Annotated in this window: 10 protein-coding genes; all 10 read left to right on the top strand. The window is 65.2% G+C overall.

From position 1 onward, the window contains the following. Positions 1–115: 115 nt before the first annotated feature. Positions 116–1,930 (top strand): class I poly(R)-hydroxyalkanoic acid synthase, encoded by a 1,815-nt coding sequence (phaC, locus tag F6X39_RS26590; protein WP_187618807.1) that lies wholly within the window; start codon positions 116–118, stop codon positions 1,928–1,930. A gap of 196 nt (positions 1,931–2,126) precedes the next feature. After that, positions 2,127–3,308: an acetyl-CoA C-acetyltransferase gene (locus F6X39_RS26585; RefSeq protein ID WP_187618775.1), complete on the top strand. Its 1,182-nt coding sequence runs from the start codon at positions 2,127–2,129 to the stop codon at positions 3,306–3,308. Positions 3,309–3,535: 227 nt separating this feature from the next. Then, entirely contained in the window at positions 3,536–4,276 is a 741-nt protein-coding gene (locus F6X39_RS26580; RefSeq protein ID WP_187618774.1) for a 3-ketoacyl-ACP reductase, read from the top strand. 137 nt (positions 4,277–4,413) lie between these two features. Next, the gene (gene phaR, locus F6X39_RS26575; protein ID WP_187618773.1) at positions 4,414–5,031 is read left to right on the top strand and encodes a polyhydroxyalkanoate synthesis repressor PhaR; all 618 of its coding nucleotides are present in this window, start codon (positions 4,414–4,416) and stop codon (positions 5,029–5,031) included. Positions 5,032–5,304: 273 nt separating this feature from the next. Further along, a complete protein-coding gene (locus F6X39_RS26570; RefSeq protein WP_187618772.1) occupies positions 5,305–6,348 on the top strand; it encodes a tRNA dihydrouridine synthase in 1,044 nt (347 codons plus the stop codon). A gap of 81 nt (positions 6,349–6,429) precedes the next feature. Then, positions 6,430–7,824 (top strand): 30S ribosomal protein S12 methylthiotransferase RimO, encoded by a 1,395-nt coding sequence (gene rimO / locus F6X39_RS26565; protein WP_187618771.1) that lies wholly within the window; start codon positions 6,430–6,432, stop codon positions 7,822–7,824. Positions 7,825–7,827: 3 nt separating this feature from the next. Then, positions 7,828–8,778 carry a sugar kinase gene (locus F6X39_RS26560; protein ID WP_187618770.1) on the top strand — a complete coding sequence of 317 codons (951 nt, stop codon included), beginning with the start codon at positions 7,828–7,830 and terminating at the stop codon, positions 8,776–8,778. An 87-nt stretch (positions 8,779–8,865) separates the two neighbouring features. After that, on the top strand, positions 8,866–10,050 hold the full coding sequence (gene bktB / locus F6X39_RS26555) for a beta-ketothiolase BktB (protein WP_184003465.1): 1,185 nt from the start codon (positions 8,866–8,868) through the stop codon (positions 10,048–10,050). A gap of 63 nt (positions 10,051–10,113) precedes the next feature. Continuing rightward, complete coding sequence (locus tag F6X39_RS26550) at positions 10,114–10,779, top strand: hypothetical protein (RefSeq protein ID WP_187618769.1); 666 nt, start codon at positions 10,114–10,116, stop codon at positions 10,777–10,779. A gap of 84 nt (positions 10,780–10,863) precedes the next feature. After that, positions 10,864–12,048 (top strand): cystathionine beta-lyase, encoded by a 1,185-nt coding sequence (locus F6X39_RS26545; RefSeq protein WP_187618768.1) that lies wholly within the window; start codon positions 10,864–10,866, stop codon positions 12,046–12,048. Positions 12,049–12,244 lie beyond the last annotated feature (196 nt).

The raw sequence follows: 12,244 nt of genomic DNA, 5'->3' as shown, positions 1-12,244 counted from the left end.
TTACCGGTCAAAAGCAGGTATGGCAGCATCTCATTCCTCAGCTTCCCCCAGCACCGACTCCTCGAAGGAGCAGACGCAGCAGGCCGGTACGAGCGGTGCATCGTCAGCCGCAGGCATGCAGCAATTTCTCGACGCCTGGATGAACGCCTGGCGTTCGTTCGGCGCGCAGCCCAATGGCACGGCATTTCAGATGCCCTCAATGCCGCAGATGCCGGACCTTGCGCAGATAACGGCGGGCTTCCCGCAAATACCGGCGTTTCCCGGCATGCCCGACTTCAGCAAGCTGGCCGCCGGTGCGTTGCCGTCGTTGCCGGGGCTGAGCATTCCCACCGCCGCGATTCCGCCCGAGCGTTTGCAGAAGCTGCAGACCGACTATTCGCGCGAGGCGATGGAGCTGATCCAGCAGGCCACCACGTCGGCGATCAAGGCGCCCGAGCTCAAGGACCGGCGCTTTAGCGCGGACGCCTGGAGCGCGGCGCCCGCCTACGCGTTCACCGCCGCGTGGTATCTGCTGAACGCGCGCTATCTGCAGCAACTGGTCGACGCGCTCGACACCCAGCCGAAAACCCGCGAGCGCATTCGCTTCGCGGTCCAGCAGTGGACCGCGGCGGCCTCGCCGAGCAACTTCTTCGCGCTGAATCCCGAAGCGCAGAAAACGCTGCTCGACAGCAAAGGCGAGAGCTTGCGCCAGGGCGTGATGAACCTGCTCGCCGACATGCAGCGCGGCAAGATTTCCCAAACCGACGAATCGCGTTTCGCGGTCGGCGAGAACCTCGCGAACACCGAAGGCTCGGTCGTGTTCGAGAACGATCTGCTGCAGCTGATCCAGTACAAGCCGCGCACGGCGACCGTGCGCGAGCGGCCGCTCCTGATCGTGCCGCCGTGCATCAACAAGTACTACATTCTCGACTTGCAACCCGAAAACTCGCTCGTCGCGCACGGGCTTGATTCGGGCCATCAGGTGTTCCTGATTTCGTGGCGCAACGCGGATCAGTCCATCGCGCACAAGACGTGGGACGACTACATCGGCGAGGGTGTGCTCACCTCGATCGACACCGTGCGCAAGATCAGCGGCCGCGAGCAGATCAATACGCTCGGCTTTTGCGTCGGCGGCACGATGCTCGCCACCGCGCTCGCGGTGGCTGCGGCGCGCGGCGAACATCCGGCCGCGTCGATGACGCTGCTCACCGCGATGCTCGACTTCTCCGACACGGGCGTGCTCGACGTGTTCGTCGACGAGGCGCACGTGCAGATGCGCGAGCAGAGCATCGGCGGCAAGAACGGCGCGCCGCCGGGACTGATGCGCGGCGTCGAGTTCGCGAACACGTTCTCGTTCCTGCGCCCGAACGACCTCGTGTGGAACTACGTCGTCGACAGTTACCTGAAGGGCCGCACGCCGGTACCGTTCGACCTGCTGTACTGGAACAGCGACTCGACCAGTCTGCCTGGGCCGATGTACGTCTGGTATCTGCGCAACACGTATCTCGAGAACAAGCTGCGCGAGCCCGGTGCGCTGACCACCTGCGGCGAGCCGATCGATCTGTCGAAGATCGACGTGCCGACCTTCATCTACGGTTCGCGCGAAGACCATATCGTGCCGTGGCAAACCGCATATGCGTCGGCGCCGCTGCTCACCGGGCCGCTAAAGTTCGTGCTCGGCGCGTCGGGCCATATCGCCGGCGTGATCAATCCGCCCGCGAAGAAGAAGCGCAGCTTCTGGAAGCTCGATACCGACGCGAAGACGCTGCCCGAAAGCGCGGACGAATGGTTCGACGCGGCGACCGAAGTGCCCGGCAGCTGGTGGCCGGAATGGACCGACTGGCTCGATCAGTACGGCGGTAAGAAAGTGAAGCCGCGCGCCAAGTTGGGCTCCGACGAATTCCCGGTCATCGAGCCGGCGCCGGGCCGCTACGTGCGGCAACGGGAGTAGGTTCACGCACAGGCTCGACGCGCGCGTACGGCATTGTTGTCGACGTCGGCATAGTGCGCAGTCGGCCGGTGCATAGGTGTTTGGCAGGTGAATGAGCGTCTGGTTGATGAAGGCGTGAGAGCAACGCAAGTTGCAACGCAATTTTTAACGTAACGGGCTGTGGCGCAGTTGGCCGGGATGCCCGGAGGATATGGAAATGACTGATGTTGTGATCGTATCGGCCGCTCGTACTGCAGTGGGCAAGTTTGGTGGGTCGCTGGCGAAGATTGCCGCACCTGAACTCGGCGCGCTCGTGGTGCGCGCCGTGCTCGAACGGGCAGGCGTGAAGCCGGAACAGGTGAGCGAAGTTATTCTGGGCCAGGTGCTGACGGCGGGCTCCGGTCAGAACCCCGCGCGTCAGGCGCTGATCAAGGCGGGTTTGCCGGCGGCCGTGCCGGGCATGACGATCAACAAGGTCTGCGGCTCAGGTCTGAAGGCCGTGATGCTCGCGGCCAACGCGATCATCGCCGGTGACGCGGACATCGTCGTGGCAGGCGGCCAGGAAAACATGAGCGCCGCGCCGCACGTGCTGCCGGGTTCGCGCGACGGTTTCCGCATGGGCGACGCGAAGCTGATCGACTCGATGATCGTCGACGGCCTGTGGGACGTCTACAACCAGTACCACATGGGCGTGACGGCCGAGAACGTCGCGAAGGAGCACGGCATCACGCGCGAACAGCAGGACGCGTTCGCGGCGCTGTCGCAGAACAAGGCGGAAGCCGCGCAGAAGGCGGGGCGCTTCAACGACGAAATCGTGCCGGTCGAGATTCCGCAACGCAAGGGCGAGCCGCTGCGCTTCACCACCGACGAATTCGTGCGTCATGGCGTGACGGCCGAATCACTCGCGAGCCTGAAGCCGGCGTTCTCGAAGGAAGGCACGGTCACGGCGGCCAACGCATCGGGTCTGAACGACGGCGCAGCCGCGGTGCTCGTGATGTCGCTGAAAAAAGCGGAAGCGCTCGGCCTCACACCGCTCGCGCGCATCAAGGCATACGCGAACGCGGGTGTCGATCCGAAGGTGATGGGCATGGGCCCGGTACCGTCTTCGCGCCGTTGCCTCGAGCGCGCGGGCTGGACGCCGGCCGACCTCGACCTGATGGAAATCAACGAAGCGTTTGCCGCGCAGGCGCTCGCCGTGCACAAGCAGATGGGCTGGGACACGTCGAAGATCAACGTGAACGGCGGCGCGATCGCGATCGGCCACCCGATCGGCGCGTCCGGTTGCCGGATTCTCGTCACGCTGCTGCACGAAATGCAGAAGCGCGATGCGAAGAAGGGTCTGGCGTCGCTGTGTATCGGCGGCGGCATGGGTGTCGCGCTCGCGGTCGAGCGCGTTTAAAGTACGCTGGGTACGCCGCGCGCACTCGCGACCGGTCGCGCACGGTCTTCGCTGGCACAGGCATCTGGCCGCGCCGCACGCCAACTGGCGGTGCGGCGCGTTGCAACAGGTGACTCGTGTCGGCAGTGCGCGTTGCCAGACGGTCGCCCGGCGGCAACGCGAACCAGCATCAGGCGAGGCACGAGGCCGCCGGCAGGCGCCTCGACAACGATAACGGAGTGTGGTTTATGACACAGCGAATTGCGTACGTAACGGGCGGCATGGGCGGCATCGGCACCAGCATCTGCCAGCGTCTGCACAAGGAAGGCTTCAGGGTGATCGCCGGCTGCGGCCCGAATTCGCCGCGCCGTGCGAAGTGGCTCGACGAGCAGAAGGTACTCGGCTACGACTTCGTCGCCTCCGAGGGTAACGTCGGTGACTGGCAATCGACCAAGGACGCATTCGACAAGGTCAAGGCCGAAGTCGGCGAGATCGACGTGCTGGTCAACAATGCCGGCATCACGCGCGACGTCGTGTTCCGCAAGATGACGCACGAAGACTGGACGGCGGTGATCGACACCAATCTGACCAGCCTGTTCAACGTCACCAAGCAGGTGATCGACGGCATGGTCGAGCGTGGCTTTGGCCGGGTGATCAACATTTCGTCGGTGAACGGCCAGAAGGGCCAGTTCGGCCAGACCAATTATTCGACCGCGAAGGCCGGCATTCATGGCTTTACGATGTCACTCGCGCAGGAAGTGGCGACCAAGGGCGTGACGGTCAACACCGTGTCGCCGGGCTACATCGGCACCGACATGGTCAAGGCGATCCGCCCGGACGTGCTGGAAAAAATCGTCGCGACGATTCCGGTGCGCCGCCTCGGTCAGCCGGACGAAATCGGCTCGATCGTCGCGTGGCTTGCGTCGGAAGAATCGGGCTTCTCCACGGGCGCCGATTTTTCGCTGAACGGCGGCTTGCATATGGGCTGAGCCATCGGCGCGCCGGACCGGAAGGCGGCGCGCTTCGGCTCAGATGGTTTCGCCGGCGTCCCGGCTGCGCAATGGATCCCGTTGCACAGCCCGGACGCCGTTTCCGCGTTTGCTTAACTCGAGCTTAAAGGCGTTACATGACTACTACTACAAAGAAAACGGCCGAACGACTGATCAAGAAATATCCGAATCGTCGGCTCTACGACACCGAGACGAGTACCTACATCACGCTGACTGATGTGAAGCAACTCGTGCTCGATCAGGAAGATTTCAAGGTGATCGATGCCAAAAGCAACGAGGACCTGACGCGCTCGATCCTGCTGCAGATCATTCTCGAAGAAGAGAGCGGCGGCCTGCCGATGTTCTCGTCGTCGATGCTGTCGCAGATCATCCGGTTCTACGGTCATGCGATGCAAGGCATGATGGGCACGTATCTGGAAAAGAACATCCAGGCCTTCATCGACATTCAGGCGAAGCTTGCCGACCAGTCGAAGAATCTCTATGAAGGCAAGGCGATGAACCCCGAAGTCTGGTCGCAGTTCATGAACATGCAGGCGCCGATGATGCAGGGCATGATGACCAGCTACATCGAGCAATCGAAGAACATGTTCGTGCAGATGCAGGAGCAGATGCAGAATCAGGCGAAGACCATGTTCGCCACGTTCCCGTTTACGCCGGGCGGCGCGGTCACTGCGAGCAATGCGAGCAATGCGCCGGCCACGCCGCAGGCCAATCCGGAGACGGAGAAGAAGTGAAGGAGTGAATGGCGGCGAGCTCGCGGGAGTGCAGCCGCCGACGCGCTACAATGGCGGCCCGCGCGTGGGGACGCTTTTCCGTCGGAACCGGATTCCGGCCGCGGCTCGATGTCCGTTGCGTCCACTGCCGGCACACCGCTGCTTGCGCCGTTACCGTTTCTTCCGCTGGACCCGCCCTATGTTTCAGACCGTCTCCCTGATCGCGTCAGCGTCTTCCGTTGCGAAGGCCGCGCGGATCATGCTGCTCTGACCCGCCGTTCACCCACACCGCTCATGAGCCGGCTGTTTCTCGCCCCGATGGAAGGGCTTGCGGACTATGTGCTGCGCGACGTGCTGACGAGCGCGGGCGCTTTCGACGGCTGCGTGTCCGAGTTCATCCGCATTACAGGCTCGCTGCTGCCAACCCGCGTCTACGAGCGCGAGGCGCCCGAAATCCTGCACGCGAGCGTGACCGCCAGCGGCACGCCGATGGTGATCCAGCTGCTCGGCAGCGATCCCGAGTGGATGGCACGCAATGCCGCGTACGCGGCCATGCTGTCGCCCTACGGTATCGACCTGAATTTCGGCTGTCCCGCCAAAGTCGTCAATCAGCACGGCGGCGGCGCGATGCTGCTCGCGAACCCGAAGTTGCTGAACCAGATCGTCTCGGCCGTGCGCGTCGCGGTGCCTGCCGATATCGCGGTGACGGCAAAAATGCGCCTCGGCGTGTCCGACACGTCGCGGGCGATCGAATGCGCGCAGGCGCTCGCGGACGGCGGCGCGGCCTCGCTCGTCGTGCATGCGCGCACGCGCGACGACCGCTATCGGCCGCCTGCGCACTGGGAGTGGATCGCGCGCATCGACGACGCCGTCGACGTGCCCGTCATCGCGAACGGCGAAGTCTGGACGGTGGGGGACTGGCAGCGTTGCCGCTCGGTCAGCGGCTGCGCGGACGTGATGATCGGGCGCGGCGCCGTGTCGGATCCGTTCCTCGCGCAGCGAATCCGCGGGCTCCTCGACCCGTGTCCATCTGCCGACGAATGGCAGCAGGTGCTGGGTTCGATCGTCGGCTACATGAACAAGCTGCGGGCGCATGGCACGCTGACCCATGAGCACGGCCGCGTCAAGAAGTGGCTCAGCTACCTGCAGCGGACCTGGCCGCAAGCCGCCGAACTGCATGCGGCGATCCGGCGAGTGCAGGACTCTGACGAAATTCTTACGGTAATCGGCCAGGCGCTGGCGGCCGGAGCCGCGTTGGCGCCGACGCGTCAGCACGTTTCCAGCGACGAAAATAGCGAGCTGAATCAACCCGGTCCTGCCGAACCCATCCCCGTTTGAAGACTAGAATTCAAAGACTTACGAGCGGTGGCGGTGGCGAACCGCTACAATTCAGGGTTTAACGTCTTCAAGCGGTTCCCCATGTCTTCCAGCCCCTCGAACGCTCCGGCCGTGCCGGGCGCCACGCCGAAAGTCGGCTTCGTCTCTCTCGGCTGCCCCAAGGCCCTCGTCGATTCCGAGCAGATCATCACCCAGTTGCGCGCCGAAGGCTACGAAATCTCCGGCACCTATGACGGCGCGGACCTCGTGGTCGTCAACACCTGCGGCTTCATCGACGAAGCCGTGCAGGAAAGCCTCGACGCGATCGGCGAAGCGCTCAATGAAAACGGCAAGGTGATCGTCACCGGTTGCCTCGGTGCGAAGAAGAGTGCGAGCGGCTCGGGGCTGATCGAGGAAGTGCATCCGAAGGTGCTCGCGGTGACCGGCCCGCACGCGCTCGGCGAGGTGATGCAGGCGGTGCACAGCCATCTGCCGAAGCCGCACGATCCGTTCGTCGATCTGGTGCCCGCCGCGGGCGTCAAGCTCACGCCGCGCCACTACGCGTACCTGAAGATTTCCGAAGGCTGCAATCACCGCTGCACGTTCTGCATCATCCCGTCGATGCGCGGCGATCTGGTGTCGCGCCCGGTCGCGGAAGTGATGCTCGAAGCGGAGAACCTGTTCAAGTCCGGCGTGAAGGAACTGCTCGTGATCTCACAGGACACGAGCGCATATGGCGTCGACGTCAAATACCGCACCGGATTCTGGAACGGCAAGCCGATCAAGACGCGCATGACGGATCTGGTCGCCGCTCTGGGCGAACTCGCCGCGCAATACGGTGCGTGGGTGCGTCTGCATTACGTGTATCCGTATCCGAGCGTCGACGAAGTGATTCCGATGATGGCCGAGGGTCCGTACAAGGGCCACGTGCTGCCGTATCTCGACGTGCCGTTCCAGCACGCACATCCGGAAGTGCTGAAGCGCATGAAGCGCCCGGCCAACGCCGGGAAGGTGATGGAGCGCGTCAAGGCCTGGCGCGAGATCTGCCCCGATCTGACGATCCGCAGCACGTTCATCGCCGGCTTTCCGGGCGAGACCGAAGAGCAGTTCGAGACGCTGCTCGATTTCATCCGCGAGGCGGAGCTCGATCGCGTCGGCTGTTTCGCGTATTCGCCGGTCGAAGGCGCGAGCGCGAATGAACTCGACGGCGCGCTGCCCGATGAAGTGCGTGAGGAACGTCGCGCGCGCTTCATGGAAGTGGCCGAGCAGGTGTCGGCCAAGCGCATCGCGAGGAAGGTCGGCAAGACGCTGAAGGTGCTCGTCGACGAAATCAACGCGGACGGCGGCATCGGCCGCACCGCGGCGGATGCGCCGGAGATCGACGGCGTCGTCTATATCGCGCCGTCCGCCAAGGCGTCGAAGCGCTACAAGGTCGGCGATTTCGTGTCGGTGAAGATCACCGGCGCGGACGGCCACGATTTGTGGGGCGAGGTCTAAGCGATGACGCACAGCGCGGCCGCACAGCCTGAAGCTCACACACCGGACATCCTCGCGCTCGGCGAGGCGATGATCGAATTCAACCAGTCGGCGAAGGATCAACCGAACTACCTGCAAGGCTTCGGCGGCGACACGTCGAACTTCTGCATCGCGGCCGCGCGCCAGGGTGCGAGGACCGGTTTCGTGTCGGCGGTCGGCGCCGATCATTTCGGACGCCTGCTGGTCGATCTGTGGGAGCGCGAGCAGGTCGACACGTCGTTCGTGCGCATCGATGCGCAAGCGTCGACCGGCGTCTATTTCGTGTCTCACGGCCCCAACGGCCACGCGTTCGACTATCTGCGCGCGGGCTCGGCGGCGAGCCACTATGCACCCGCCGATCTGCCGCGCGACGCGCTCGCGGCGGCGAAGGTCGTCCATCTGTCCGGCATCAGTCTCGCGATCAGCGTCAGCGCCTGCGACGCCGCGCTCGAAGCGATCGCGCATGCGCGCGCGAATGGCGCGCGCGTGAGCTTCGACACCAATCTGCGTCTTAAGCTGTGGCCGCTGGCGCGGGCGCGCGCGGTGATGCTCGAGGCGATCCGCCAGACTGACATCTGCCTGCCGAGCTGGGACGATGTGACCGAACTGACGGGGCTGACCGGCCGTGACGAGATCGTCGATTTTCTGCTGTCGCACGGACCGGGCGTGGTCGCGCTGAAGCTCGGCAAGGACGGCTCGTATATCGCGACGCCGAACGAGCGGCGCGTCGTGCCGGGCCATGTCGTCGATGCGGTCGATGCAACCGGCGCCGGCGACTGTTTCGGCGGCGCCTTCATCGCGCGCATCGTCGCGGGCGACGATCCATTTGCCGCCGCGCGCTACGCGAACGTTGCCGCCGCGCTGTCCACGCAAGGTTATGGCGCGGTCGCGCCGATTCCGTCGCGCGAGACCGTCGAGCGGCGGCTGGCGAACTAGGTTTTACGTAAGCCGCGCGCGGCGCAGCATGGCCCGCGCTGGTGCAATCATCCAGGCAGACTGGAGAGACAACAGGAGGGACAAGCGATGCAACGGGACGTAGTGGTGGTAAGTGGTGTGCGCACGGCAATCGGCACGTTCGGCGGCAGCCTGAAGGATTTCGCGCCGACCGATCTCGGCGCGCGCGTGGTGCGCGAAGTGCTCGAGCGCGCGAGCGTGTCGGGCGACGAAGTCGGACACGTCGTGTTCGGCAACGTCGTGCACACCGAGCCGAAAGACATGTATCTCGCGCGCGTCGCAGCGATCAACGGCGGGGTCGCGCAGCATACGCCCGCGCTGACCGTGAACCGGCTGTGCGGCTCGGGCTTGCAGGCCATCGTGTCGGCCGCGCAAAGCGTGCTGCTCGGCGATGCCGATATCGCGATCGGCGGCGGCGCTGAAAACATGAGCCGCGCGCCTTACTCGATGCCGGCCGCGCGCTTCGGTCAGCGCATGGGCGACGCGCGTCTCGTCGACATGATGGTCGGCGCGCTCAACGATCCTTTCCAGTCGATCCACATGGGCGTGACCGCCGAGAACGTCGCGCGCAAGTACGAGATCTCGCGCGACGCCCAGGACGCGCTCGCGCTCGAGTCGCATCGTCGCGCGGCCCACGCGATCACGAGCGGCTACTTCAAGGAACAGATTCTGCCGATCACGATTGCGTCGAAGAAGGGCGACGTCGTGTTCGACACGGACGAGCACGCGCGGCTGAACGCAACGGCGGACGACTTCGCGAAGTTGAAGCCGGTGTTCGCTAAGGAAAACGGCACGGTGACGGCGGGCAACGCCTCGGGCATCAACGACGCGGCCGCGGCCGTCGTACTGATGGAGCGTAGCGTCGCCGAGCGGCGCGGCGTGAAGCCGCTGGCGCGGCTCGTGTCGTACGCGCATGCGGGCGTCGATCCGGCGTATATGGGCATCGGCCCGGTGCCGGCGAGTCGCAAGGCGCTCGAGCGGGCGGGTCTCACGGTTGCCGATCTCGACGTGATCGAGGCCAACGAGGCATTCGCCGCGCAGGCCTGCGCGGTCAGCAAGGAGCTCGGCTTCGATCCGGCCAAGGTCAATCCGAACGGCTCGGGCATTTCGCTCGGCCATCCGATCGGCGCGACCGGCGCGCTGATTACCGTCAAGGCGCTGTACGAGCTGCAGCGCATCGGCGGGCGCTATGCGCTCGTCACGATGTGCATCGGTGGCGGGCAGGGGATCGCGGCGGTTTTCGAGCGTCTGTAAGCGCGCACGGCAGGCCGGCGCGACATAGGTAGCAAGCAGGAACCAGCAACAAGGATCGACGGGATGCAGGAAGCGAAAGTGACGAAGGGTTCGGCAACGCGCGCCTTGCGCCGGCGCGCCGGCGTGGTGGTGAGCGCCGCCGCGCTGTTGTGCACGGGCACGGTGCTGTGGATGCCGTCGCAGGCGTGGGCGGAAAGCGATGCGGTCAAGGCACTGGCCGCGCCGCCGCCGATCCAGCTGCCGCTGAAACCGAGCCCCGAGTTCGCGAAGTTTCCGCGCTACGCGGGCACGCTCGGCGCGCGGCCGATCGTGCTGCGGCTCGGGCCCAAGACCGACGATCCATCTGGCGTGCACGGCGAGTATCAGTACACCGATAGCGGGGAGGTGATTCTGATCGCCGGCGATCGCGACGGCGATACGCTCGAAGTCGAGGAATCGAACGACGGCACGCATATCACCGGCAACTGGGTCGGCAAGTTCGCGGCGGACGGCTCGCTCGAAGGCGACCGCATGAACGTCGACGATTCGAACCCGCAGGAATTCAACCTGAAGCCGCTGGCGGCAGGGCAGGCGGTGCCGTTGGCCGGTTCGGCCGGCGGTGCGGCGACGAGGCCTGCAGCCCCCTCACCGCAACCGGCCGGGGCCAACGGCGCGGCGGCTCCCGCGCCGGCACCCGCTGCCGGCGGGCACCCAGTGGGCGGCGTCAGCAACCTGCAAACGGGTGACTGATGCGCGCGCGCGCCGGGCATCCGGAATCGCGCAGCGCGGCCGTTGCTTCAGGCTCGCTTCACTATGTTTTTCACCGAGCTTCACATGACTGAATCCAAATTCAAACATGGCCTGCAGACCCGCATCGTGCGTGCCGAGGACCAGATCACGCCGGGCTTCGAATCGTTCTCGACGCCCGTCACGCGCGCGTCGACGGTGGTGTTTCCCGACCTCGCGGCGATGCGCGCGCTCGACTGGAAAAACGACGCGCAATGGCGCTACGGCCTGCATGCGACGCCGACGCAGATCGCGCTCGCTCAGCGCCTCGCCGCGATCGAGGGCGGCAATCATGCGCTGCTGCAGCCGTCGGGGCTGTCGTCGATCTCGAACGTCTACTTCGGCCTCGTGAAGGCCGGCGACGACGTGCTGATTCCCGATAACGTGTACTCGCCGAACCGCGACCACGGGGACTGGCTCGCGCGCGATTTCGGTATCACGGCGCGCTACTACGATCCGCTGATCGGCGCAGGCATCGCCAGTCTGATCCAGCCGAACACGCGCCTGATCTGGATCGAGGCGCCCGGCTCGGTGACGATGGAAGTGCCCGACGTACCGGCCATCACGGCGGCGGCGCGCGCGCACAAGGTCGTCACCGCGATCGACAACACGTGGTCCGCGGGCCTCGCGTTCCGGCCGTTCGACCACGGCGTCGACATCTCGGTGCAGGCGCTGACCAAATACCAGTCGGGCGGCGGCGACGTGCTGATGGGCGCGACGATCACGGTCGACCGCGACGTGCATGTGAAGCTGAAGGCGGCGCGCATGCGCATGGGCATCGGCGTGTCCTCGGACGACTGCTCGCTGATCCTGCGCAGCCTGCCGAGCATGCAGTTGCGTTTCGCGCAGCACGATCGCGTGGCGCTGTCGCTCGCGACGTGGTTGAAGAGCCGGCCGGAAATCGTCGCGGTGTTGCATCCGGCGCTCGGTGACTGTCCGGGGCACGAAGTGTACAAGCGCGATTTCAGCGGCGCGGGCGGACTGTTTTCGGTGGTGTTCGACGAACGGTACAGTGCGGCGCGGATCGACACGTTTTGCGAGTCGCTCGAACTGTTTTCGCTCGGCTGGAGCTGGGGCGGCGCGCATAGCCTCGCGATGCCGTACGACATCGCGTCGATGCGCACTGCGGCGCAGTGGCCGCGTCGCGGCACGTTGGTGCGCTTCTATATCGGTCTGGAAGACGAGGCGGACCTGCGTGCGGATATCGAGCAGAGCCTGGCCAAGCTGGCTTAACACGCGTTAGCCCTGTTCGACACGTTGTTCGAGAAGCCCGCCGGGATGTGTTCCCGGCGGGCTTTTTTGTGTGCGCCCAGCATGGGCGCACTCCTGGAGGTGCAAGTCCTCCCATAAGCTGACCACAGCGAATGAAGTGAAGCGCAACTGCGTAAGGGTGACCGAGCGTGGGGAGGAAGCGTGGAGCAAAGCCGTG

This window comes from Paraburkholderia sp. UCT2, assembly GCF_014397665.1.
Taxonomy (GTDB): Bacteria; Pseudomonadota; Gammaproteobacteria; order Burkholderiales; family Burkholderiaceae; genus Paraburkholderia; species Paraburkholderia tuberum.
This window is presented reverse-complemented; position numbering and strand designations above follow the sequence as displayed.